The sequence below is a fragment of the Kitasatospora kazusensis genome (genome assembly GCF_039529945.1).
Classification (GTDB): domain Bacteria; phylum Actinomycetota; class Actinomycetes; order Streptomycetales; family Streptomycetaceae; genus Kitasatospora; species Kitasatospora kazusensis.
In genome coordinates, this window is record NZ_BAAANT010000066.1 from 1 (window position 1) to 25,433 (window position 25,433).

Below are 25,433 nucleotides of genomic sequence, written 5' to 3' on the forward strand. Positions count from 1 at the left end.
CAGCAGCCTCGGCTACCGCAGTCCCGCCGAGTACGAGAGCGTCCTCGCGGTCTGACCACCACACCGATGGTGTCCGTCAAAGCGGAGCAAGCTCAGTCAACGCCGCAGCGGTGATCGCCAAGCTCAACCCGATCATCCGGGGCTGGGCCGCCTACTACCGGGGCGTGGTGTCCAGCGAAGCGTTCGCCTCCCTGGACTTCCACATGTGGAAGCTCACCTACAAGTGGGCCAAGCACAGCCATCCGAAGAAGTCGAAGCACTGGGTGGCGTCCCGGTATTTCGGTCGGTTCAACCGGTCCAGGCAGGACCGCTGGGTGTTCGGGGACCGGGAGACCGGTGCTCATCTCACCAAGTTCGCCTGGACCAGGATTATCCGGCACCAGATGGTCCCGGGCCGAGCGTCGATCGACGACCCGGCCCTGACCGAGTACTGGGCTGCACGACGGCGCAGGAGGAAACCCCCGCTGAGTGCGACCGGGCTGCGTCTGCTGCAGAAGCAGCACGGCCGCTGTCCGCTCTGCGACGGGCTCCTCCTGCACGCCGACCGCGAGCCGCAGAGCCCATCGGAATGGGAGCAGTGGCTCAAGGTGACCCGGCAGGCGATCCGCAAGAACGCGGTCACCGCCGACCCGGGCCGCAACACGCCGGACAGCGCCGTTGCCCTCCGCTTGATCCACACCCACTGCCATCGCTGGCGCGGTGCCAGCATCGGCAGTCGGATAGCACTGCAACCTGTCAGCGGGCCTTCGGGGTCTGCTTGAGCCGTGTGCTCGGACGACGGGCACGCACGGTTCTGAGGGGGGTGCGGCGCAGTAATGCGCCGCACCTACCCGACTCGGGCCGCAAGCGGGGACTGGCCGTGGACGTCATGGGGCTGATCATCGGAGTCGTCGTCCTGGCCGCCTCCGCCCACGACAACGCCGCCGGCACCGCCCTGCTCGACCAGGCCGCCGAACGGTGCGGGATGCGTCTGGAGAAAGCCCTGGTGGACCAGGGCTTCAAGGACGAGGTGATCATCCACGGTGCACTGCTGGACATCGACGTCGAAGTCGTCCGCCGCAACCCGGCCGACCAGGGCAAGGGCTTCGTCCCACAGCCGAAACGGTGGGTGGTGGAGCAGACGAACGGCACCTTGATGCTGCACCGGCGCCTCGCCCGCGAGTACGACCACCGGCCCGACACCTCCGCCTCACGCGTCTACTGGGCCTCCACCGCGAACATGACCCGCCGCCTCACCACACCCGCCCCGGCCTGGCGCGACACCCTCGGACTGGCCGCGTGAACGTCACCGAACTCCTGGCAGACCTCCAGACCCGGCAGGACGAGGCCGCCACCCGCGCCGCAGAACTACGCGCCCGGATCGAAGAGCTCACCGCCGACCTCACCGAGACCGAAGCACGGCTCACGGACCTCGCCACCGCCCGGAAGATCATCGCGGAGGTCACGCCCGCAGGGACCGAACCCGAACCACCCGAGACGAACACCACCTACCAGGCCATCGTGAATGCCTTCAACCAGCACCCCGGCCAGGTATTCCGGGCAGGCGAGCTGCACGAACTCCTCGGCATGCCCACCGACGAGGCGTCCGTCAACATCACCCGCAGCCGCCTCGGACGTCTCACTCGCCAAGGCTTCCTCACCCAACCCGGACGAGGCCGCTACCAGAAACGGACTTAACGTCCACTCAGGCCGATGCTGTACCTGACCGTCGTCCCGTTCCTCGACGATCTGGACGCCTCCGTGCGCGACACCGCGCTGTCCGCTGCCTTGGCCTTCGGCGAACACCCCGGCCTGGCCGGGCACCGCGACGGCCTGGCCGAGCGTGCCCGCCAACTCCTGCGCACCAGCGACACACGGTGGCGACGCCGGCAGGCCATCGATGCCCTGACCGCCTGGAACCACGACACCACCGGTCTGACCCGGCCCGGCGACGACAACCGCTCCCCCTACGCCAGCGACCTCGCCGAGGCCGACTGGTACCCCGGCCCGCCGTTCTGACCACCCCATCGAACACCGCTGACCGTCGCCCTCGGCGACCGGGACCGGACGGCTCGCCTGCAAGGCCCCGGCGGCCCTGCCCGTCTCGGGCTGCTGCGGTACGTACCCGGCCTGCCCGGAGACTGGCGCCGAGTAGGGCCGGGAAGCGGTCCGGCCTGGCCACCGTTGACCTTTTGGGCGACAGCGGGCCCCTGCCATCATCTCGACATGGCCTCAGCCCTTCCCCGCACCGTCCGAGCCGTCGACACCGCTCAGCTCCTCGCCCTCGCCCAGGAAGCCGCCGTGCACGGCTTCAGCCGGCGACTCCCGGCCGACTGGCTCCAAGAGCACCTCGCCGCAGACGCGACGCACTACCTGTTTCCCACGCTCGTACAGCGGCTGAGCCACCGTCCCGAGGTACCGCTGCAGTGGAGGTGCCAGCAACTGCTGACCGTCAGGACCGGCGAACAGATCTGGGGTCTGCTCGACATCCTTCCCGACACCTTCGACAAACTTCCGGAGAGCCTGGACACGGCGTCCAAGAAAGACATCGTCAGCCGCATCGAGCGAGCGATGACCCAGCGCGAGTGGGTGGAGCGGATGGCCGCTGACACAGACCCTGACGAAATGCCAAGGAACTGCAAGGCGTGATCAGATGTTGCCGGGGAAAGACCGTGACGGTGTCGGCGCCTGCTCCTATCTTCAGACCATGACCGTCACCGCACGGCGGGAGCTGGTGAGCCCCGCAACCCGAAACGCTTTCCGCTCTCCGGCCACGGACCCGACCATCCGGATCGTGGCCGAGCTGTGGGAAGACCATGGCTGCACCGAGTTCGGCCGCGCCTATGCCGCGGCCTGCGCCGACACCCGCTTCGCAGTCCTCCCGGAGCGGGCCACGTCCTTGTCAGTGACGCCCCGGAAGCCGCCCTCGTCGCGATCGACGACTTCTCCTCACCCGCAACGTCCTGACCACGGGAGTCGGCTGCGGCCCGGCGGCGAGCGGTTCCTCCTGGTCAGGCCGTCAGGACCGCCGGGCCGGATGCGAAGACACCCCACCTCAGTGCCATAATCCGATCATTTCGGCATCCGACCTCGGGCCGCTCGGTCAGGGGCCCGCTGCTCCACGCATTCCCGGGGGACCCCTTGCACAGAAGACTTCTCATCAGCATCGCCACCGCGGCGCTGACGGCTGGTTCCATGACGGCCGTACAGGCCGCCCATGCGGATGCCGGCACCCTGTACGTCGACAACAGCCGGCCCGGCCAGTGCTCGGACGCCGCCCCGACCGCCGGATCGCAGCAGACCCCGTACTGCGGCATCCCGGCCGCCGTCGCCGCCGCCCAGCCCGGGCAGACGGTGCAGATCGCCGCTGGTGCCTACCCCGGCGAGGTCGACCTGACCCGGTCGGGCGCGCCCGGGCGGCCGATCACCATCGCCGGCGCGCCCGGGTGGGCGGTCGGCGGCAACGGGACGCTCGTCAACTACCTGGGGGCGCACGCCTTCGTCCTCAACGGCGTACACGACGTAGTCCTGACGAACTTCAACCTGGCGACCAGGTCCGACGGCATCGTGGTGTCGAACTCCTCACGGGTGACCCTGGACCGCTTCGTCAGCAGCCATGCCGGCGGGCCGGCCGCCGGAGTGGCGGCGCCGGACGGCGTCCTGGTCCAGCCGGGTTCCGACCACGTCACCGTGTCCCGCGCCAAGATCATCTCGTACTGGGGAGCGGGTGTCTCCGCCGTCGGCGCGACCGCCACCACCGTGACCACGGACCTTCTCCTCGGCAACGCGGGTGGCGCGGTGAGTGCCACCGACGCGCCCGGCACCGTGGTCACCAGCAACACGACCACCGCGAACTGCGGTTCGAGCGTCGTCCTGGCCGGCGCGTCCACCGGATCGGTGGTGGAGAACAACATCCTCAGCGGGGACGGGACCGTGCGCCAGGGCTGCCCGCCCGGCGGACCCGAGGTGTCCCTGTCCGCCGGATCCACCCCGGGCAGTACGCTCGACTACAACATCGTCAATCCGCTCGCCAACCTGAAGCCGTACGCGTGGGGCAACGACTCCTACTCCGACCCTGCGTCGCTGGCCAAGGCCACCGGGCAGGGCGCCCACGACATCAAGGGCGACCCGAAGCTGAACCTCCAGACCGGCGGCACGTCGATGTTCGGGCCGCTGCCGGGCTCCCCCGCCCTGGACTCCGCCGACGCCGGCGCCCCCGGCGAACTCGCCACCGACTTCAAGGGCAACCCGCGGGTAGCGGTCGCCGGCCTGGCGGCCTCCGGCACCGGCGTCGGCTACTACGACCGCGGCGCGGTCGAGATGCAGGACCCGTTCCAGGTCACGGTGCTGACCACGGACGTGGCGCAGGGCCCGACGCCACTGCCGGTCACCTTCACCGCCGTCGTCAGCAACCCGTGGAACTCCCCGGTCAGCTACACCTTCGACTTCGGCGACGGCACCCCGGCGGTGGACTCGGCGATGCCGACCGTCACCCACACCTTCACCACCGAGGCCGACTTCGCCGTCGCCACCGTCACGGCCCACCTGCCGTTCGGGGCCGTGCGGTCGGGCCAAACCAACGTCCGGGTGACGCAGCCGGGGCCGCTCCAGCCCGCGCTGGTCGTCGGCACCGGCGCGAACGGCCAGCCGCTCTCCACCTCCCTCGACCTCAGCGGCACCACCAGCCCGTGGGAGATCGCCGACATCCGCCTCGACTTCGGTGACGGCACGCCGCCCAAGGACAACGGCACGGGCACCTACACCACGCACGACTACCGGCTGCCCGGCTCCTACACCGTCACCGCGACCATCACAGACCAGGGCGGACGCACCGCCACGATCTCGCGGCCGGTGACGGTCGGAGCCCAGTTCGTGCCCGTCGCGCCGGTACGCCTGGTGGACACCCGGTACGGCATCGGCGCTCCCGCCCAGCCGGTCGGCCCGGGCGGCGTGGTACGGATCAAGGTCAGCGGGGCGAACGGGATCCAGGCCGCGCTGGTCACGGCCGTCACCCTCAACGTGACGGAGACCGGGGCCACCACCGGCGGCTACATCTCCGCATACCCCGACGGGACCAGCCGGCCCGGCGCGTCCAACCTCAACTTCGACGCCGGGAAGACCGTGGTGAACCAGGTCACGGTGGCGGTCGGCGACGACGGCTACGTGGACCTCTACAACCACTCCAGCAACGTCCAGCTCATGGCGGACCTCCAGGGCTACTACACCCCGAACGGGTTCGTGACCGGCGAGAGCACCTTCGAGGCCACCGGCCCGACCCGGATCGTGGACACCCGCGCCGGCACCGGCGCCCCCAAGACCGCGATCGGCCCCGGCGGCTCACTGACCGTGCACCTCGGCCAGGACGCCGACACCACCGCCGTACTGGCTCATGTGACGGCGACCGACACCACTGCCGGCACCTTCATCACCGCCCACGCCGCCGGCACCCCGCTCCCCGGGGTCTCGGACCTCAACCCGGCCGCCGGCTCCACTGTCTCCAACCTGGTCGTGGTCCCGGTCGACGGCCACGGCGACGCCACCTTCTACAACCACAGCGGCAACACGGACCTGATCGTCGACCTCCAGGGCCGATACGAAACGGCCGCCGGGTCGGGCACCGCGTATGTCGCCCTGTCACCCGTCCGCGTGCTGGACACCCGCCACGCCGTCGGCGCGCCCACGGCGCAGATCGGCCCCGACAGCACGCTGCGCCTGAAGGTCGCCGGCACGAACGGCGTCCCGGCCGGCGCGCGGGCCGTACTGCTCAACCTCACCGGCACCGGCGCGACCGCCGGCACCTACCTCAGCACGTACGGCGACGGCGCAGCGCGCCCGACCACGTCGAGCCTGAACCTGGTGCCGGGAGCGACGGCGGCCAACCTGACGCTGGTCCCGGTCGGCAGCGACGGCTGCATCGAGATCTACAACCGCGCCGGCAGCACCGACGTCGTCGCGGACCTCCAGGGCTACTACGCCTGACCCAGCCGCCGGACCTTGACCGACGGGGCGTCAGTCCCGTGGCGCCGACGGCACGCCGTACGCGTGGGCGAGCCGTACGACGCCGGCCCGCAGAGCGGCGGTGGCGAGTGCGGACTCGCCGCCGCCGTCCGGGAGTCGGAGCATCCGGCGCCGGTGGCGTTCCGTCAGGGTCCGGCTGGACCGCAGCTTCTCTCCGACCGGATTGCTTCGGGGGAGTGGCGGTGCTGTGGCGTCGGTGTTCTGGCAGTGGCCGGCGGCTGGATGCCGCCGGCCAGCTGCTGAAGGCTTGCCGTCATGGTCTGTCGTTCCATCGCAGCCGGTTCTGTCGCTTCTCCTGGTCACTGTCTGTCGCGCGGTATGGGGGGGGTTCTCCCTCAGCAACAGCTGGCCCTGGCGCGAAGCTTTCCTGACCTGCTGGCAGCGGCTCTCCGCCCTGCCAGCCCTGAGCTGACTGACCACCGTCCCGACGAAGACCAGGAAGGAGCAAGCAGGCAACCGGGCCAGTGGAACCCGGCGCAGCCGCAGCGTCACGCGACGGGCCGCCACCTCGCCCAGAGGACAAAACGGGCGAAGTAAAGCGATCAGACACCAGCGATCACCGCTGACGGATCGAGGCTGGTATTGCCTGGGTGGCTGTGCAGTGGTGGGCGGTGCCCGGTGCTGTTCCGGCTGGGGTGCCAGAGATCTGAGGGGGAGGGTGTGTCGGTGGTGGGTTCTAGGGTGGTGTGCGGCGCTGATCGACGTTGGGTGGGTCGGGGCGGTTCGGAGGTGGGGCGTCATGGAGTGGCAGCGTCTTCCGTGGAAGCGGCGGGTTCTCCCGCTGGGCGAGCCCCCGGAGTCGGATCGGTATGGCTGGCCGGTGACGTCGGTGTTCGCGGGCTCCTCTGCCGGCAGGCCGCTAGCGGATGAGCGTGAGGTGCCGTTGCTGGTGCTTCGTGGTGAGCGTGGCTTGGGTAAGTCTGTCGCGTTGGAGCAGGAACGTGCCGCTTTGGAGGACGCGGGCTCCCAAGTGCGGTGGCTGGATCTGGGGGACTGCAGGGAAGTGTCGCTCGCTGCTGCGAAGTTGGACAAGGCGTTCCAGTCGTCGGCTGTGCCGGGGGAGTGGCATGTGCTGCTCGACGGCCTGGACGAGGGCCTTGATGACCTGTCGGTCCTGGACCAGTTGATCGCTGCTCGGGTGGAAGCTCTGGACGAGGACGTGCGGCTGGGGCTGCGGTTGCGGATCTCCTGCCGCACCGCTCGGTGGCCAGCATCTCTGGAGGGTGAGCTGCGCCGGTTCTGGCCGGAGCACCAGGTGAAGATCATGGGCATGGCACCGCTGTCCCGCGAGGATGTGGAGCTCGCCGCCCGCCGTGTGGGTGTTGAGGATGCCGCCGCCTTCACGTCCGTTATTCAGCAGCGCGGCTTGGTCGCACTGGCGACGCATCCGGTGACATTGCGGCAGCTGCTGACCAGCTACCTCGACAGGGGAAGCCTTCCGGCGACGACCGAGCAGGCGTACCTCGATGCCTGCCTGCACCTGTGTGCGGAGACCCGCCGCTCGAACAACATCCAGGTTCTGCACTCCCAAACTTCCCCCGAGCACCTCCTTGCGGTGGCGGCGCGGCTCGCGGCGGCCTTGCAGTTCGGGCCCCACACAGCACTGTCGGATGCACCGGACCGGTTCGAGTCGCTGCCAACCGATCTCGACCTGTCCCGCCTGGCTCCCGGCCACGAGCCGGGGCTCCTGGGCGGCGATGTCCCCTGCACCCTGGCCGAGCTGCGCCGGGTGACCGAGTCGAGCCTGCTGGTCCCGCTCGGCGAGCTGCGCTGGGCCTTCGCCCACCAGAGCTACCGGGAGTTCCTGGCCGCCCACTTCCTGCGTACCCGCGGGATGGAACCAGAGGTCCAGCGGGAGCTCCTGTGGGTCGGGGACGGGGAAGCCCGGCACGTCATCCCGGCGCATCAGGAGGTAGCGGCCTGGCGCAGTAGCAGCGACGCCACGGTGTTCGAAGACCTGCTGCGGGACGACCCGCTCGTCCTCCTCCTCGCGGACCTCCCCAACCGCACTGACGCGGACCGCGCCCGTACCGTCGAGGCGCTACTGGCCCTTCTCCAGCACGACGACACCGTCCGCCTCGACCACACCCTGCTCCACCGCCTGGACCACCCGCAGCTCGCAGGCCAGCTGCGCCCTCACCTTCAGTCCGCCACCGAGGTGAACCAGCTCTACGGGGCAGTCAGCATCGCCCGTGCTTGCCGCCGCCCCGAAATCACCAGCGAACTGCTGATCCTCGCCGAGGACACCGACCTCAACACCGAAGTCCGGGTTGCCGCCCTCGCCGGTGTCGCGGACCCAGATACCGAAGCGCTTCAGAGGATCCGTGCACTGTCACAGGACGCGTCCCCCGAGATCGCCGCCGCGGCCCTGCGCCAACTGCGACCCGACCACATCACCTTGGCGGACTTCCTCGGCCGCGTTCGCGACCCCGATCCGTTGTACATCGGCACGGCGTTCATGCTGCGCCGTGAGATCCCCGAGCAGCTCGGCATCGCCGATATCGCTGATGCGGCGCTCTGGGCTCGCCGCACGCTGTGGCACCCCAAAGCCTCCGGGAGCCCCGCCTTGGCGATCGCGGTCCTGGCCCGCGCCGTCGCCCTCGGCGACCAGACCCCTCAGGCAGATGATCTCCTGGCCACGATCGGTGACGCCCTACTGGGTCTTGCCGTGGATGAAGACCTCCTCCACAGCACGGACATCCGGGCGTCTCTGGAGGACCTGGGCACGGCTCTGGACGCTGGACTGCGGACACGCCGTCAGCTGGCCCTGTACCTGTTCGAGCACAGCAGTAAGGAGCAGTTCCTCACTCTGCTCAGTGGCCTGCCGCACGGCTCGTTCCTGCCTCAAGCCGACGCCCCGTACTGGATGGAGAACTGGGACCTACTGTCCGTCTTCGACCAGGATCTCGCCCGTCAGGCCTTTCGCTTCCCCCCTCCTGACGAACCGACAGCTCTTGCCCAAGCGCAGGCTGCCCGAGCGGCCCACCCCGCCCTGTGCGAGATCACAGCCTTCTGGGACAACCCGCCGGCGGAACCGCCCTGGGAGCGTGGACGCCGTGAGCAGGAGGAACATGCGCGTCAGCAGAACACCTTCAACGAGGCCGACCTTCGGGTTGCGCTGGATGCGGTGCTCGCTACGCCAGCCGACCAGGTGCGCGGTGCCTGGACGCAGGTCGTCAGTCAGCTCCACCGCACCGCCGACGGCACGCCTGCCCACCCGACCGGGCCTCTCCTGACCCTCGCGGACAAGGCACCCTCTCGCCCGTCGGCCGGAACGGACCTTGCCCACTCCCTGGAGCAAGCCGCGCTCCACCTCCTGCGCACCGTGCCACCGTTGAACGTTGACGACCTAATTCCCGACGGGGCCGTCGACTTCGGTACCGTCCCTGAGCTCACAGCATTCGCCCTCGTCGAAGACCTGTCGACGCTCCCGCCCGATCCGGCCCGGTGGGCGGGCTGGGCCGTCGCCTTGGCCTCCGCCTACGACTCCAGCTCGCGCGGGGTGCAGCGTCGGGTTCTGCCGCAGTGCGCGCAGCGGGCAGGCAGCGACCTTCCGGAGCTGCTGACCGCAGTCCTCGACGGTGTGCACGATGATGCGCTCCGGGTCATCGCGAACTCGTTCGCCGCGCTGCCGGAACGTGGGGCCGGTCCCTCACTGCTCGTCTGGGCTGGCCATCCGGATCGCAGGCCAGAACAGTGGCAGACCGTTCTGGGAGAGCTTGCATCCACCGGGGACATCGAGGCCCTGAACCAAGTGGCCACGGCCCTCGACGCGGACCCTGGCGTCCACGTGTCGAGCGCACCCGAATGTGTCCGATGGATGCTCGCAGCCCGGACAGCCCTGTACTGCGAAGGCCTTCCCGCCCGCTGGCCCGCTATCCGCCGCCGCCTCGACAATCCGGCCACCCTCAAGCAGTACCTGGAAGCCCTCGCCCGTATGCCCGCACCTCCTGGGAGCTGGCCCACGGCCGTCGGGCAGCTGACCGAGAGGGACCTCGCAGACCTCTACACCCTGCTTGTCGAGCATGTCGGCCTTGACACTCTCCAAGCGCCGCGCCGCTCGGGCTTCGTGAGGGAGAGCAACGACACGCTGTCCGACATGGCGCGGTCGCTTCCGAACATCCTCGCGGCGAAGAACACTCCGCAAGCCGCAGCTGAGCTCCGCGACCTGGCACAGAAGTACCCCGACCTGTGGCAGCTGCGCATGCAGGCCCGTGCTACTGCTCGTGCCGCAGCTGCCCGGTACGCGGTGCCTGTCCAGCCTGAGGTACTGATCCGTCTCGCTGGCGACGCACAGCTTCGCATCGTGCGTGATGAGCGGCAGCTGCTCGACATCGTGACCGAGTCTCTGCGAGCGCTGGAGCAGGAGCTGCAGGGGTACAACGGAACCGCAGTCAACCTCTGGAACAGGGACCAGGACAAGTTCGGGAAGGACACCAAATGCTGGCCGTGCTGGGAAGACGACCTCTGCGACGCCGTCACCTCGTTCCTCCGACGTGACATCGGCGGCCACCGCGTCGTGGTCAACCGCGAGGTCGAGGTACGCCGCACGGGCCTGCCCGGGCTGCGCACCGACATCCAGATCGAGGCGCCGACGCCAGCAGGGGCACAGCAGGGCACCATCAGGGTGATCATCGAGTGCAAAGGGTGCTGGAACGATGATCTCCCCAAGGCCACCGAGAAGCAGCTCGCCGCTTACCTGACCGAGCCACACACCGGAGGCATGCTTCTGGTGGGGTACTTCAACTGCACACGCTGGAACGACAAGCCGCGGAAATGCCCCAAGAACAACCACGGCATTGAGGACATTAGGCGGAAGCAGGCGATGGAGGCCGCGACATTGGGGCAGCAAGCCCAAGTGGCGGTCTCCTCCTTCGTGCTTGACTGCCGTCTGCCCGGCGAGGAGAGCGACTGGCGCAAGCGGAGCCCGTCTCCCATATGAACTCGACGGTCCACTTCAGCTCTACGCGCCAGCGCCGTCAAGGCCCGCACCCAGCGACTCCAGCACGCCGCAGCTACCATCGCGGCCGACCACCCCGCAGCGCCGTTCATCGCGGCCCTCACGGAGCTGGTCCCGGCCCCTGTCCGCATTTCCCGATGCACAAGGAGAAGAGTCGGCCGGACCGCATCGATGACGACGTCTGGGCTGATCGGGCGCCCCCGCCCGGCACCGCAGACGGGGCGGCCGGGCCGGACATCCGCAGGAGGCGGTCTTGCGGGTGGCCTTGGAAGCGGCCTTGCCGGGCGTCTCTGGGGGTGCTCTCGGACGCGTCCAAAACGACGATCCGTTGATTCGTTGCCTGCGCGACGGACGGCGTGCGGAGGCCGTGCGTTGCTCCACCGCCGGGTGGGCGCAGCCCGGGCCGGTGGGGGTCGCTGGGGGGGATTCGGTCTGCGTCGCCCCGGTCGCGGGGCGGATCGCGATTGGTGGCCGTGTGTCGGCAAGTTGGTTGGGGCACAGGGCTGTTCGAATGCCTCCGGTCCCTGTTCTCCAGGGTCTAAGCTGCTTGTCGGCAGGATGTCAGTGGCGATGGGGGATGTGTGCCGGTGAGCGTGGGCGGGGATCTGGATGTGCGGCGGGCGGCTCTGACGATCGCGCAGGAGGTGGAGGAACTGGACCGCGCCGCGCTGCGCGGGCTGGGCCCGGAGGCCTTCGACGTCCAGTACGAGGCCCGTGCCGCGCTGATCGACCACGTCCGCTCCATCTGGGACGCCTTGAAGGCCCGCGGGGTGAACCCGGCGGTACGCCCCGAGTACCAGCCGCTGGCCGCACTCCAGGACCTCCTCACCGCCCTCGGCGACCACGCCGCCCACACCGACCACCCCGGCGACTGAACCCGCGCCCGACCGTGCCGTAGCAGCCGGCTGACGGGCCGCCGGAACGGCCGGGGGCAGGGCCCCTCCCGGGCCCGTGCCGGGCCGGGGCACCACGTCCCGGACCGCCCACCCGCAGGATGCTGCGCCGGGACGAAGGCCAGCAGGAACCGGTGGAGCTGCGGCGTGCCGGGGTCAAGCGCGGGCAGCCACCCGCGAGTGGCTGCGTTCCGCCCGGCATCGGCGAGGCGGCGGCGCAGCTACCTCAGCCGGGCCCGCAGCCCACGCGAAGCCGCGCCACCGGACCCACCCGGGGCGGGCCCTTTTCCATGCCCGGACGAAGGAGAAGCCGATGCCGACGCTGCAGTACGCCCCCGCCGCCGCCCGCACCCTGCACTGCCTGGAGCCCGGCCGCCGCGCCGACCCTCGCCGGCTGCGCCGGATCCGCCGCGCACCGGAGCGGCTCGCCGCGGACCCGCGCCACCCGGGCCTGCGCACCCACCGTCACCACGCCCTGCCCGGCCACGTCGGCGAGCGGGTATTCGACTCCTACGCCGACCGGGGCACCGGCGCCTGGCGCCTGTTCCGGGCGTGGGGACAGGCGGGCACCACCGACCCGGATCAGGACGGTGGGGACAACGGGGCCGTCACCGTGCCGCTGATCGGCCCGCACCCGTAGCCGGCAGGCGGCTGTGGCCGGCCGCCGTCGCGAAGGCCTCGACGTAGCGGTTCGCCGTTCCCCGGTCGAGCGTGATGCGGTGGGCGCGCAGCTCGGCGAGCAGCGCTTCGGTGACCGCGTTGCGGCTGCGCCCGTCCCCGGGCCCGATGCGCCTGCGGTACAGCACCAGCAGCGCGTCCTTCTTCGTCTCGCACCCGGCCAGTTGCCGGGCCAGGTCCTCCCGGAGGAGCGCCCCGCGGTCTTCCTCGTCCTCCGGTGCCCGGGAGGGCGGCACGGTAGCGGCGGGCGCCTCGCAGGGACCGGCCGCCAGACGGCCGAGCTGGGCCTCGATCACCTCGAAGGCAACGCCGGCCGGAGCAGCCCGGCCCAGCTGCACCCTGAGCTGGTCCTCGGCAGCGGCCACGGCCGCACGGGCCCCGAGCACCCGGTCCACACTGCTGACCAGCTGCTCGCGGGCCTCCGCGACAGAGATGTCGGTCATCACGTCGGGCCAACGAGCGTCCCAGTGGAGGGGGCACGGTGGGTGGCCCGTTCTGGTGACGCGTCCGGCAGGAGCAGCGCGGGGAGTTCCTCAGCCCTCCCGTCCGGTATTCGGCTGACGCCGGCCCGGTCAGAGGGCCAGGATGACCGGATGACCACCCCCAGCCCCTACGACTGTTCACGAGTCTGACTCGTGGATGGTCACGAGATCCCGCTCGGCCCGTAAGGACTGGGCGGGATCTTTGCGTTGCAGGGGCTTGTTCGAGGTCGCGTGCGAACTCGGGGGGCCTTCGCGGCTGAGGTCCGGTGGCTCAGGCGGCGGTTCGGGGCGGTTCGCGGTGGGGTGGGCATGCCGGGGCCGCCACTGGGGTGGGGGCCGACGGCGGTCGGGGGCCGGGCTCTTCATCACCTCCTGCCCATGGTTGCTGACGGTTCACCAGGCCTCTGCTTCAGGTCGGACCTGGGGCAGCGCCCAAGGCTCAAGCACACCTGCGGCGTATTCGGCCATGAACTGGACCACCCCGCCGGTGTAGTGCCACCAGGCGGAGCTTCGCGATGCGACGGTGACCGTCCACTCCTGCGGGTCCGTCGGATGGGTGCTCCACAGGAAGAAGTCCCCTTGGGGTGACGCCGCCCAGGAGAGCAGACCTCCTGGGGTGGGGAACGGATGAAGCGGAACGACGAGGTTGGCTTCCTCGCACCACTCCGCGATGGTCTCCAGCTCTTCTCGTGTCGCTTGCACCCAACCGGTCTCTCCGCCGGGCTCCGGGGTTCCGACGCCCAGGAAGCCGCCGATGACGAAGGGCGGGTAGAGCTCGCAGAGGAGCTTGTAGTCGACTGGCAGCGCGATGCCCAGCCCGGCCTCCAGCACAGGCCAGTCGACGACTGCCGGGGACGCCCGCCGGAGCGAGACCATCCCTGGCACAGCGAGCTCCAACGCTGCGATCGCCTCCGTGGGATCGGTCAGGCGGCGGAGCGGTGCTTGAGTGCCGGCGAAGTCGTCCATGCGATCAGAATGCCAACGCAGAACCCGGCCCATGCCACGGCCCCTGCTCTGCCTGTCGCCGGAGTTGGCCCGCGCAGCGGTCAGATCCCAGGCTCGTCCGGGATGCAGTAGCCCAGTCTGCGGGCCTGCTCGGCGATGGCTTCGTAGTCCGCGGAGGAGGAGAGTGATATGACCGTTGCGCGGGACAGGGGAGAGCCCGCCAGAACCGCCGCCACGGCGTCCCGATCGACGGAACGCTCGAAGTAGTCCTCGGCGAAGCTCACGTAGGCATCCGGGCTGCCGTCCAGGAGGAGGCCGAACAGCCAGTCGGCGCCGTCCGACTCGTCAGGGGCGAACTCCACCGGTCCGCACCGCCACTCGGTGTCTCCGTCCTCGCGCCAAGCGCACACCGTGGCGTCGAAGAACCCGTGGCACTGAAACTCCGGCGCCTCCGTGTAGTGGGCAAGCGAGGCAGGCAGGCCGTCGAGCAGACCGGGCCAGTGTGCGCGGTCCTCCTCCCGCCATGGAGTGGCGTCACTCTCGTGATCGAACCCGTAGAGGAACACCCCGGCGGGGTCGAACACGACCGCGTACTGGTCGCCTGAGCCGTTGTCCATGAACGCCAGATCAACACCGTCCCGCCAGCCGGCCACAAAGGTGTGAGTTGGGGCATACGTGTCGAGGACGGTGTCGAGAAGCGCGATCGCCCGGCAGCGATCGCGCAGGGCAGCGGGGTCGGGCAGCAAAGACAGCAGCTCAAGAACGGTCATGGCGCCCATTTAACAGCGCGCCACCGACACCATCGACCGCGCGTCGAGGGAGCCGAGCCGGGCCTGTTCGCCGACGCCCGCGGCTCCTGTTTCGGGAAACGATCACTTACACCCCGGGAAGCGATCTTCGAGTCGCGCCTCTCGGGCCTGGTGAGCCCCACTCGTCAACACCCCCCTGCGCCGCCGGGGGCTCAACACCGCGCTGCTGCCCGAACGCCGCGTCAACAGCACGCGCCCGGCCGCCATCCAGTGGCGCGCCGACCTCGACCCGCGTACCGGCGAACCGCGCCGACCCACCTCGCTCGGTACCGGCGGCCGCCTCCTCCGGAAGATGGCCGCGAGCGCCCAGCGCCTCGACCTGCCGGGCAGGCAAGCCTGACCAGCTCTGGGTCGCGCATGCGGCGTCGAGATAGGCGCGCTTCTTCCAGCCGTGTCCGCGTCCATGCCACCGCGCCCCAGGTCACAGGCTGGCCGTCTCCTCCTGCGCGGTGCTCCCGTCATCGGCAGCGTCGGCTGCTTCGGGGGCGTCTTCGAGGCTCTCTGCGGTGCGGCGGTAGTAGGGGTGGGTGGAGTCCATCCTGCGGGCGAGATGGAGGGGCGTGGGGGTGCTTTGGCGGACATCGGAGGTGATGCCCTGGTTGGTTAGGACGGCGGCGACAGCGCCGATGAGGTCGCAGTCGGCGCTGGCGCTCTGGGCGATGACGGTGAACCGGGTGGCGGTGTGGGCGTAGCCGTTCTTGCTCTGGCTGCCGCTGTCGAAGCGTGTCTCGTCTTTCCCGAAGCGGCCGGCGGGGCCGGCGGCCCAGACGCGGGGGACGTTGACGAGCAGGAAGTCGGGGTAAGTGAGGGTGCCGTCGTCGGTGGTGAGCTGGAAGAGGCTGTTGGTGGTGTCGGTGGCGCGCCAGGTGCCGTCGCTGGTGCGCATGTGGGCTCCGGTGGGGCGGCCGATGCGTTCCAGGTCGCCGATGACGCGGACGGTGGCAAGGGGGCGTTGGGCGCGGGGGAGGCTGTGGCCGGGCAGCCACGACGCCGGGCGGGACAGGTTGGAGGGCGGGTTCTGGCCCAGGGCTTCGTCGGTGAGGCCCGCCCAGATGTACTCGGCGCTGTCGCCGTCGACGTAGAGCACTGCGGGGGCTGGCACGGATAGTTGCGTGCGGGTGGCGATGAGGGCCTGCTCGACGATGTCCGCGGCGGCGCGGGCTTGGAGGGTCTCGTCCGCGGCGGCACGGTAGCCGGTGACGTCCCAGGCGAGGTCGGCGGCGTGGAGCGCGGTGACGGCCGGGCTGTGGGACAGCCACCGCCCGGCCTGTGGGCTGTAGGCCCAGATCTGCCAGGGGTCGTCCTTCCCGCCGGTGGGGCGCATGGCGGTGAGGGTCGCGGTGATCGGTGCCGGTTCGGTGCTGCGGGGCCGGCCGGGCGTGCGGCGCTGGGCGTGGCGGCGGACGTGGACGCCGATGTGCCACCAGTTCTCAAGCGGCAGCTTCCCGAACGCGGCGCCTAGGCGGTGGTCGGTGGCGCCGGCACCGCTGAGGATCTCGCGCAGCACGTTCGCGGTCGAGCTGTCCAGGCCGTTCTGGCGGGAGGCGACCTTCTTTGCGCGGTAGTTCTCGTTGTAGGGCTTGCCCTCCCGGGTATGGGTGGGGACCGGCGGCGGGGCTTGCTTGATGTACTGGGAGGTCGCGGCGAGGCGCGCGAGAGCCTGCTTAGAGGGCCACTTGCCGTCCTCGGCTTCGGCTTTCTCGCGGTCTTCGACGCTCGGGTACCAGCGGTCGGGGTCCCAGTCTGTCTCGCAGATCGCCGCGACGAGGGTGTCCTCGCGGGTGTAGGGGGCGAGCATCTGGGCCAGGTCCCGCTCGCGTTCCACGCTGGTACGCGGTCCGTGGCCCAGCACGCCAGCCTTGTCGTGGAGAAAGACGACCTCGATGCGCCCGCCGACCGCTGGTTCGGCGACGCCTTCGACGGCCTTCCAGCCCTCGCCAGGGCCCCACTGGGCGGCGATCGCGGCCTTCACCCGGGTGCGGACCTCATCGGTGCTCCACAGGACGGGCACGAGGAGGGTGCCCACGCTGGCGGCGTCCAGCGCCGCGGGGATCCACTCCAGCGGGATGGGTCCGCTGACGCGCGAGCCGCTCTCGGTGGGCGGCACCTTGATACCGGGGACCTCGATGAACACGGGGTTGCGGTGGCTGTACTTCTCGCACCGGCCGTCGATGGCCTCCTCAAGGCGGCGGAAGAACTCCATGCCGTGTCCGCGGCCCAGCCCGGGCGTGCGGACGCTGGCGGGGGCGACGGCCCACACCGGCCCCAGGGCGGCATCGGCGAGGGCGTCGTCGGCGAGGTGCTCGGGGAAGGGCGGCACGTTCCTACTCAGGCGGGGCAGGGCGGCCAAGCGGCGGCTGGCGGCGACCGCGGGGACGTTCAGGCGGCGCTTCCACGGCGGGCCGTCGGTGGCCGCGGCGACCACGAGCGGCTGGTCGGGGTTGGCCAGCAGGACGGTGGCGACGCCCTTCCAGGAGGTGGCGAGGAGGGTGGTGACGGCGTTGACGGTCAGTGCGTGGCGCCCAGAGTGCCCGCTGGCGGCGGTGCCGATGGTGATCCGGGGCAGCAGGTGGCGCACGATGCCCTTGCGGTCGGGTTCGGCGGGCAGCTCGTGGCCGATCGCGGCCAGGCGGCCGTCGGTGCACAGGGAGAAGCGGACGGGCGTGCCGTTGTTGCGGGGCCACTCGAGTGCGGCAAGCTCCTCGGCCAGGCGCCAGCGGGCGAGCTCGCCCGGCCACCAGCCGCGTGAGCGCCTGCCGGCGCGGGGCGGCTCGGGCAGGACGGCGGGGCGGGGCTCGGCCCGGGCGAGGAGTTCGGCCAGCTGCTCGCCGATGCGCCGGCCGTCGGGGCCGGGGACCACGGCCTCGGCCCAGTAGCTGAACACGTCGCGCCGGTCCTCGGCGCTGATCGGCGCCGCGCACAGCAGTTCGTAGCCGTCGTCGTTCCACTGCCAGCGCGCCCAGGTGCCCGCTGCCGCGCGCAGAACGGACTCCAGTGCCCGGTAGGGCGGCTGCACCTCCAGGCCGGAGCCGACGTTGCGCTTGTACTCCTGCGCAAGCTCACCGGCCAGGTCCAGGGCACCGGCGTCGGGCCGGTAGGCGATTACCTGCCCCAGGTCGGATGGTGCGGTGCGGAACTGCAGCAGGCGGGCCTGCTTGCGGGCGACGCTGTCGAGCGGGCGGCTCATGCGTACTCTCCCAGGTAGAAGTGGAAGCCCGCGCGCAGCGCGGGGAGCAGGTGCTGGGCGTGGGCGTATTCGGTGATTTCCTCGATGGTGTGGCCGTAGCAGGCGCCGAGCTGGGCGAGGTCGCCTGGCGGGGATTGCTCGAGCAGTCCCCGTACCAGGGTGGGCAGGTCGGATCCCCAAGTCGGGTCGTGGAAGGCGCCGTCGATGAAGTGGAGCTCGACGTGGGTCTGCCCGCGGCGTCCGCGGCCGGCCAGCTGGACGCTCTGGCCCAGGAGGGTGGCGACGAGTTCATGCTTCAGCTCGTCGGGCAGGGCGGAGAAGCGCTTGGGCGCATTCAGGTTGAGGTGCAGGTGCGCCTCGGCCGCCGCGCGGGCCCGGGCCAGGACGGCGGCGGGGTCGTCGCCGGGAGCGGTGTCGCGCCAGGCCCGGGCGGCGACGCTGGCGGCCAGCACCGGTGCCTCGTCGGCCGGCATGACCGGCCGCACAGCCATGGCGATCAGGGTGATGGCGGAGACGGCGACGCCCTCGAACACGGTTAGTACGTTCAGACCCCGTTCGGTGCGCGGCAGAGGCGAGATGAGTACTTCGCCGTCGAGGTCGGCCAGTTCCGAGAAACGGTCGCGGGTGAGCTGGCCGATCGCGTCGCACACCGGCGGCAGGGAGGGGTCGGGGGTGTCCGCGACGGCGACGTAGATCCGCAGCCGCCGTCCGAGGGCGAGCGCGGTGTCGTACAGGGCCTGGGCGAACAGGCGGGCCTGCCGGTAGGAGTTGACGGTGACCAGCGCCCGCGCGCGGTGCCGGGTACGCGGATCCGCGGCCAGCCGGGCCAGGTCGCGGACCAGGCCCGGCGCGTAGCCGGCGGCCAGCGAGATGACCCGCTGGTCTCGTTCGCGGTAGGGCGTGCTGCCGACGGCCAGGAGTTTCCCGTCGGCGACGGGAGTGCTGTTGAAGATACTCAGGCCGCCTTGGAGGGTGTCGGGCATGGCCCAGTCGGGGCGGGCGAGCAGGTGGGTGCGAGCCGCGCCCGGCATGTAACCGGTGGCGGACATGCCCACCACGGTGCGCTGGCGGCCGCTCAGGGCGAGGGAGACGACGCTGCCGAGGAACTGCGTCTCGGTGTGGGGGTCGGCGCGCAGCACCTCCATCTTCAAACTCGCATGTCCGCCCGGGTCGTCCAGCCCCTCGAAGCGGAACCCGCCCAGCTGGCGGCCCAGCGGGCCAAACGGGACGACGGTGCCGGCGCCCTGGTGGCCGATCGCGTCGGCGAGCGTGGAGGCCGCGTCGATGCCGTGCCCGGCGAGCTCGCCCGCCCGGTCCGTCAGGTCGAACATCGTGTGGACGATGGCCGTCAGCCACGCCTTCATCATCAGCGCGTGCAGGACGCCCGCAGTGGCCTCGGCGTGCGTGATCACCCCCACCGGCCCCGGACCGCCGGGCCCGCGCTGCGCCGGCACCGCCGATTCGACGGGTGCCCCGTCGCCTCCGCCCTTGGTGGCGGCGTAGGCGGGCAGCGCGGCGGAGACGATCTCCCGCAACTCGTCCTTGAGAGGGGCCAGTCGCCACTCGCCGCCCTCGTCGATGGTGAGCATCCGCTGAAGCACGTCCGGGACGGGCAGCAGTCGATCCGGCAGCACGGCACGGGAGGGCCGGTCGCCCGGCCGCGTGGCCACGCGCGGGAGCAGGGCCTGCAGGCACTCAGCCTGCTCCGCAGTGGCCGCGGCCTCGGCATCCACTCCGATCAGGTTCTCCAGCAGGTGCCGGTCCCACCGGTGGGGCTGGTACCAGCGCTTGCGGTCCTGCACCACCTGCCGGGCCCGGCGCGGGTCCTGCCCGCGGGCCAGAGCCCGCGCCTGGGCGACCTCGGTGCACACCTCCTCGCCGGCCACCAGGTCGAGCAACTGCTCGGCCAGGAACACCGCCCGGGTCAGCGGCCGGCGCACCGCCACCGCCAGCCGCGGCGGCGCCTGGTGCAGGCTGTCGCGGATCTGCCGCAGCACCGTGTTCGGGCGGGAGCGGGACGCGAGCTCCAGCACGCCGCACTCGTCGAACCCCTTCGACTGGTAGGCGTCGACCTCGTCGACGACCACGTAGGACGCCAGGCGCAGAAGGAACTCCCGCACGCTGATGCTGTTGCAGACCTCCCCGTCGACCTCCACCGGAACCTTGATCATCCCGGACTGGAAGCACGCGTGGGTGGTCACGATGATCCTGGCCGTCGTCGCGGCCTCGACGTGGGAGAACTTCCCGCAGGACGACACGTACGGGCACAGCGCCCGCTCCGGCTGGCCGAAAGCGTCCGACGCGGTGACCGTGCACGGCTCCCTGCCGCCCTCGAAGGCGTCGCGGCCCTCGAGCTGCGCCTGCGCGGCGCACCCGTAGGCGGAGTTGTCGATGAGGAAGGCGATGCTCGCCGACGCCCGCGCCAGCGGCACGCCGGTTCCCTCCAGTTTCGCGGCGGAGCGCAGCGCGAAGGCATAGCGGCTGTTGGGGGCGATGAACGGCGTGGCCGTCGCCTTGACGCCCGCCGCCCGCAGCTCCTGCTGCAAGGTGGCGGCCTCGCCGTACACGTCGCCGTTGTCGCTGACCACCAGCACGGTGGTGCGATCCAGGCCTGCCTGCTGGATCGCCAGCCCCCGGCCGAAGACGTTCTTGCCCACGCCCGGAGGCGCGCTCAGCAGGTGCATGCGTCCCGGCGGCAGGACGACGGGCTCCAGGGGGCGCTGTCCGCCCCCGATGGTCCCGCGCAGCAGCAGCGCGATCTGCTTCTCGCGGAAGGCCGGGCCCTCCATGTCCTGGTCGGTGTCCCGGCTCTGCCAGCCGAGCTCGTCGGCGTCTACCACCAGGTCCACCGACGGCGCGGTCACGACCCGGGGCGGCCTGTACACCCCCTGCTCGTCGGGGAAGGCGAGCTGGACCCGCCCGTGCGAGGTCGGCGCCGACCAGCCCGATCCGCTGGCGACCCGCAGAGCCCGCCGGCGCCCGGTCGCCGCGAGCAGGCGGTCGGCGACGTCCGCGGGATGCTGCCCGTGAACGGGCAGCACTTCGAGCGCCCGCCCCCGCTCGCTGCACCTGAGCGCGTAGAGGGAGGGCAGTAGGTCGTCCACGTCCGGGGTGTGGAAGACATCGTGGACGGCCCGTTCGACATGGTGCAGCAGCGCCTCCCCCCGGTGGCGGATGCCCAGCAGCGCGCCCAGGCGCTGCTTGTCCACCTCGGGCCACCTCTCCCATGCAGCCACGACGCGCGGCGCGTGCCCGCTCAGCAGGACGTGGGCGTCCGCGACGCGCACCACCTGCTGTCCGTCGCGGAACCGGGCGGGCAGCAGGTGCTCGGCCAGGGCCAGAGCTGCGGCCAGGGTCCTGCTCACGCTCCCTCCACCTCCGCCACCAGATCGGTGTCGGTCAGCACACGGGCGCCGCTGCCCCGCACCGCCCGGCGCAGCAGCGGCAGGTACCCGCGCAAGTGCTCAGGCACCACGAAGCACAGCTCGCCGGGCCCCTCCGGGTCCTCGCGTAGCTTCTGGGCCAGCCCGTACGGGTCGGCCCAGGTCTTGACGTCCACGCGCCACGTCCGGGACCGACCAGGACGGGTGACGTGCAGGTCGTAGGCGTCGCCGAACGGCCACAGCCGCACCTGCGCGCCCGAGGCGACCAGCCGGTCACGCAGCTCGACCTCCAGCAGGCCCGGGAGCGTCACCCACAGCCACAGGGCGTAGGGCAGCGCCACGCAGCCCTCCACGGGCAGCAGCTCCGGCACGGTGCGCAGTTCGCCGCGCGGGGACAGGCGCCAGCTCTCCGCAGCCAGCTCGGCCCGGTAGCGGGCACCTAGCAGGCTGTGGCGCTCGTCCTCGCACTCGAGGTCCACCGCGCCGCTGGGGCGAAAGGTGGCCCGCATCGTCCACTTGCACATCGGGCACGTCGCCCACAGGCCGCCGAACTGCCGCGTCGGGGAGATCTTGGTGTACGCGCCCAGCTCGACCAGCACGGTGTTTCGGGACAGCTCACGCCGCGTCAGGACAGGCGTGCGCACCATCGCCTCCCGGCCCCGGGTGTACGCCTCGAAGCCCGCGGCCCTCAGCGCGCGGAAGACGGCGTGCTGGACGGTCTCACCGGAAATTCGCGACAACCCGGTACTCGCCGGCAGCATTCCCACCGCCCGCAGCAGGCTGTGCAGATGTCGGATGTCGGCGCCGATCCCCGGGGCCTGGTGGCCATGCTCGGCAGCCTCCACCGCCAGCCGGTGCAGCGCTGAGCTGGGCATGCCGTCGCCATCGAGCAGCCACAGCTCGTCGAGCACCGACCCCTGGGGCCGTCCCGGCAGGAGGTCGGCCACCCGAGTTCCGCGCAGCCGCCCGGTGAACACCTCGTACGACGGCGCCGACGCAAGGACACCGAAAGAACGCACGTAGCGGCCATAGCACTCCATCAGCAGCCGCATCCGCCCCCGAGCCTCGCCCTCACTGCTACTCAAGGCCAGTGCCGCGACCACGCAGGCATCGAGCGCCGCGCGCTGATCTTCGTCGAGTTCTTGAACGGCCGTCGCCGTCCCGGCCACCGCCGACACCCGGTCCTCCCCGCACCACATCGAGCCCATGCCGCAGCATCAACCCCTCCGCCCTGTGGGAGGGCACGGGAGTTCTGGGCACTTCCCCCGATCCAGTGATCCGGCACCGAGTCCACACGGCGGCGGGACCCCGCCCGCTGGGCCCGGTCGCCCACTTCACCGACCCCGAACAGGACGTCCTGCTGCTCCACCACGTACTGGAGCTGTCGGCTGCCGAGGTGGCCGAGCCGTCCCGGCCGGGCCGGATCGCGTTCCGGCGTGGCGCGGCCAACCCGAACGGCTCGACCAACGTCCTGCGCTCCGACGTCCTCGGCGCGCTCGGCGTCCTCAAGGTCGCCACTGCCGACCAGCTCCAGCGCCTGCTGTGCCCCGGCGCGGCGTCGAACAAGGCGATCCGGCAGGCGCTCGGCGACCTCGCGCTGCACGGCCTGGTCGCCTCCGACGGCAACACCAAGGACCGGCACAAGACGTGGCGGCTGGAGGGCATGGCCGGACTGGAGGCGGCCGGGCACGTCCTTGGCCTGCCCCGCTCCGACATGGGCGGCACCGCCCGGGGTGCCGGCCGCTCCGGCGCCCAGCACGCGATGGCCGTCAACGAGACCGTGCTCGCCTTCGTTCTCGGCGGCAGCGCGCCCGGGGCCGCGGGCGGGGTCGGCACGGTACGGTCTTGGTCGACCGAGACCGAGTTCCCGCTGCCGGGCGGCCGACGCAAGGTGCGCCCGGACGGCGTGTGGCAGGCCCCGGAGATCGGGGTGCCAGTGCTGATGGTCGAGGTCGACCGCTCCACCATGGCCCCGGCCGACGTCGCCGCGAAGTTCCCCCGGTACCGCGAGCTGTTCCGCACCAAGGTCCGCGACAACGACCCGGCCCTCGCCGACCAGGAGAGCGCCGACCGCACGGTGCACTGGTGGCGCCGGACCTGGCCCGGTCACACCCGGCCCGGCTACCCGCCGGTCGCCCTGGTCGTCACCGACGCCGGACCGGTGGCCCTGGCTAACCGACAGCAGGCGGTGGCGAACCTGGCCCGCGACGCCTGGGGCGGCAGCTGGTGGACCATCCGCACCCACAACGCGGACGGGGACGGCTGGCGCGAGTACGACGACGCGGTGCCGGTCATCAGCACCACCTTGGAGCTGCTGGCCGAGCACGGACCGCTCGGGCCGGTGTGGTGGCGCTACGGCCGCCAAGGCCGGCACTCCCTGCTGGACGCGCTGGAGGGCCCGGACACCCGCGAGGCCTACGACGAGCGTCAGGAAGCCCGGGAGGAGAAGGCCGACCAGGAGCACCAGGAGTGGATGAGGACCCTGGCGTGCGCCGACTGCGGGAGTGTGCCCCTGAACCAGAGCACCGAGGAGTACGGCTCCAAGGGACGACAGATCTGGACCCGCCGCCCGGGTGGCCGCTGCTGGGACTGCCACGAGAAGGAGCAGCAGCGGCGCCAGGAGGAGCGCCAGGCCAAGGCCCAGGCACGACGGCTGGAAGCGGCCCGCGCGGCCAACGCGCAGCTGCGCCCGTGCTGGACGTGCTGGGGCTCCATCGGCGGGAAGGCCGACTCAGAGCTGGAGCTGACCGGGAAGGCAGGCCCCGACCGGCTGGAGTGCCCGCAGTGCGTCAGCGACCAGGAGGTGCAGGAGCTGGGCCCGCTGGTGCTGCCCGCCCCGACCAAGCGCGAGCAGGTCGCCGCTCTGCTCTCCGCCCCGGACGATCCGTGGTGGGATGTGCGGGTGCTGCACGCCAAGCTCCACCCGGTGAAGGACCGCGCCGCATGAGGGCTGGCCCGCCCCGGGCCCGAACACCGGCCGGGTCGCAGTCGCCCGCCACGATTGCGCTCCCGGCCCGACGGCAGGGTCGGCCGAGGGCAGCACCTTGGGCGGGCCCGGGTCGTTGAGCAGGGACATGGAGTGGACCTCTCGCCTCAAGGCGCTGAACGATGCCGTTGAAGCCCGGAACCAGGCGATCGCCGAGGTACGCCTGGCCGACGCCCACGTGGTGGAACTGACCGCCCAGGCTGCCGCAGACGGGGCGCCGGGTGCATCCCTGGCCCGGGTGCTGGCACGGCTCCAGCCTCTGCTGGCCCAGGATCGTCCCCACGTCTGCGGCGTGAGCCCGGTCGTCCCGCCGGTCCAGCCCGCCCCGGAACCTCCCAGTGAGCGGGGCTGGCCCGACGGCCTCGAGAGGTACACCCTCCAAGAGGCATGGGCCCGGGGCTTGCTGCCCTGGAAGGCGAGCACCACCAGGACGTACCGTGCCCGCTCCATCCGGCGCGGAATCCCCTTTCCCGAGGGCGTGCAGGACAAGACGGGGACGGGCCACTACACCGAAGAGGAACTCCGTGCCTGGCTCGCGGCGTGGACCGCGCAGGCCGGATCCGAGAACCTGACCCTGCCCCAGCAACAGCCCGTACCGGAGCCGGAGCCGGAGCCGCCAACCGTGCCGGAGTCCGCCTCCGCCGGCTGACTGCGAGCCAGACAGGCCAGCTGCGCCGCACTGGTGGCCGACCGGGGGGACCAAGTCCGCCCGGGGCAGGCCGTGCCGTCTGGCGGGATCCATGGCGTGAGCGAGAGTCCGGGCCGGCGGCCCCCCGATGTTGTTCGTGATCAACGACCGGCTGTGGATCGGCCCCCACCCGATCGACGGCATCCAGTGCATCGCCCGGACGCGGCCCAACAAGCGGTGCAAGAACTGGGTCGAGACCAGCCAGGCCGGACACTGGGAGCAGATGGTCAGCAGGCACGGGCTCATCAGCGTCTACGCGGTGGGCCGTGACGACCGGTGGCTCGCCCAGCACTGCGTGCGGCACGACACACCGGACACGGTGGACCACGTGGGCTTGATCCGCTTTGACGGACACCTGAGATCAGGGGCTTCGGCCCCGGAAGGATGATGTCCATCATGGAGAGCATGGGGAAGAAGAAGCCGCG

The 25,433-nt window shown here is 71.3% G+C and carries 17 protein-coding genes and 1 pseudogene; 12 read left to right on the top strand and 6 right to left on the bottom strand.

The genetic code is table 11. The annotated features are described in order from the left end of the window. The 9 genes and pseudogenes from ABD330_RS30250 to ABD330_RS30290 all read left to right on the top strand — a co-directional run. On the top strand, window positions 1-761 hold a 761-nt coding region (locus tag ABD330_RS30250; protein WP_344469490.1), incomplete at its 5' end, for a group II intron maturase-specific domain-containing protein. 77 nt (window positions 762-838) lie between these two features. Further along, window positions 839-1,282 (top strand): annotated as a pseudogene (locus tag ABD330_RS30255) (transposase); the annotation flags it as partial. After that, entirely contained in the window at window positions 1,279-1,677 is a 399-nt protein-coding gene (locus tag ABD330_RS30260) for a hypothetical protein (protein ID WP_344469491.1), read from the top strand. The pseudogene ABD330_RS30255 and the gene ABD330_RS30260, both read left to right, overlap by 4 nt. A gap of 15 nt (window positions 1,678-1,692) precedes the next feature. Then, on the top strand, window positions 1,693-1,998 hold the full coding sequence (locus tag ABD330_RS30265; protein ID WP_344469492.1) for a hypothetical protein: 306 nt from the start codon (window positions 1,693-1,695) through the stop codon (window positions 1,996-1,998). A gap of 207 nt (window positions 1,999-2,205) precedes the next feature. Then, the gene (locus ABD330_RS30270; protein WP_344469493.1) at window positions 2,206-2,628 is read left to right on the top strand and encodes a hypothetical protein; all 423 of its coding nucleotides are present in this window, start codon (window positions 2,206-2,208) and stop codon (window positions 2,626-2,628) included. A gap of 546 nt (window positions 2,629-3,174) precedes the next feature. Further along, complete coding sequence (locus ABD330_RS30275; protein WP_344469494.1) at window positions 3,175-5,958, top strand: PKD domain-containing protein; 2,784 nt, start codon at window positions 3,175-3,177, stop codon at window positions 5,956-5,958. 778 nt (window positions 5,959-6,736) lie between these two features. After that, window positions 6,737-10,939, top strand: a complete 4,203-nt coding sequence (locus ABD330_RS30280) for an NACHT domain-containing protein (protein ID WP_344469495.1) — start codon at window positions 6,737-6,739, stop codon at window positions 10,937-10,939. A gap of 605 nt (window positions 10,940-11,544) precedes the next feature. Continuing rightward, window positions 11,545-11,832: a hypothetical protein gene (locus tag ABD330_RS30285; RefSeq protein WP_344469496.1), complete on the top strand. Its 288-nt coding sequence runs from the start codon at window positions 11,545-11,547 to the stop codon at window positions 11,830-11,832. A 331-nt stretch (window positions 11,833-12,163) separates the two neighbouring features. Continuing rightward, on the top strand, window positions 12,164-12,490 hold the full coding sequence (locus tag ABD330_RS30290) for a hypothetical protein (RefSeq protein ID WP_344469497.1): 327 nt from the start codon (window positions 12,164-12,166) through the stop codon (window positions 12,488-12,490). Here the strand turns inward: ABD330_RS30290 and ABD330_RS30295 are convergent. The 6 genes from ABD330_RS30295 to ABD330_RS30320 all read right to left on the bottom strand — a co-directional run bounded on the left by ABD330_RS30295 (window position 12,459) and on the right by ABD330_RS30320 (window position 22,512). Further along, on the bottom strand, window positions 12,459-12,971 hold the full coding sequence (locus ABD330_RS30295; RefSeq protein WP_344469498.1) for a hypothetical protein: 513 nt from the start codon (window positions 12,969-12,971) through the stop codon (window positions 12,459-12,461). The genes ABD330_RS30290 and ABD330_RS30295 overlap by 32 nt on opposite strands. Window positions 12,972-13,403: 432 nt before the next feature. After that, window positions 13,404-13,976, bottom strand: coding sequence for an SMI1/KNR4 family protein (locus ABD330_RS30300; protein WP_344469499.1), 573 nt, complete (start codon window positions 13,974-13,976; stop codon window positions 13,404-13,406). An 80-nt stretch (window positions 13,977-14,056) separates the two neighbouring features. Beyond that, window positions 14,057-14,725 (bottom strand): hypothetical protein, encoded by a 669-nt coding sequence (locus ABD330_RS30305; protein WP_344469500.1) that lies wholly within the window; start codon window positions 14,723-14,725, stop codon window positions 14,057-14,059. Between the two features lie 460 nt (window positions 14,726-15,185). Next, window positions 15,186-17,951 carry an RNAseH domain-containing protein gene (locus ABD330_RS30310; protein WP_344469501.1) on the bottom strand — a complete coding sequence of 922 codons (2,766 nt, stop codon included), beginning with the start codon at window positions 17,949-17,951 and terminating at the stop codon, window positions 15,186-15,188. Next, on the bottom strand, window positions 17,948-21,316 hold the full coding sequence (locus ABD330_RS30315; RefSeq protein WP_344469503.1) for a hypothetical protein: 3,369 nt from the start codon (window positions 21,314-21,316) through the stop codon (window positions 17,948-17,950). Before ABD330_RS30315 ends, ABD330_RS30310 begins: the two co-directional genes overlap by 4 nt. Next, window positions 21,313-22,512, bottom strand: a complete 1,200-nt coding sequence (locus tag ABD330_RS30320) for a restriction endonuclease-related protein (protein WP_344469504.1) — start codon at window positions 22,510-22,512, stop codon at window positions 21,313-21,315. The genes ABD330_RS30315 and ABD330_RS30320 overlap by 4 nt, the downstream gene beginning before the upstream one ends. A 95-nt stretch (window positions 22,513-22,607) precedes the next feature. Here ABD330_RS30320 and ABD330_RS30325 point away from each other — a divergent pair, with 95 nt between their 5' ends. The 3 genes from ABD330_RS30325 (at window position 22,608) to ABD330_RS30335 (ending at window position 25,396) form a co-directional block, all read left to right on the top strand. Beyond that, window positions 22,608-24,281: a replication-relaxation family protein gene (locus ABD330_RS30325; protein WP_344469505.1), complete on the top strand. Its 1,674-nt coding sequence runs from the start codon at window positions 22,608-22,610 to the stop codon at window positions 24,279-24,281. A 127-nt stretch (window positions 24,282-24,408) separates the two neighbouring features. Beyond that, window positions 24,409-24,969: a hypothetical protein gene (locus ABD330_RS30330; RefSeq protein WP_344469506.1), complete on the top strand. Its 561-nt coding sequence runs from the start codon at window positions 24,409-24,411 to the stop codon at window positions 24,967-24,969. A gap of 136 nt (window positions 24,970-25,105) precedes the next feature. Next, the gene (locus ABD330_RS30335; protein ID WP_344469507.1) at window positions 25,106-25,396 is read left to right on the top strand and encodes a hypothetical protein; all 291 of its coding nucleotides are present in this window, start codon (window positions 25,106-25,108) and stop codon (window positions 25,394-25,396) included. Window positions 25,397-25,433 lie beyond the last annotated feature (37 nt).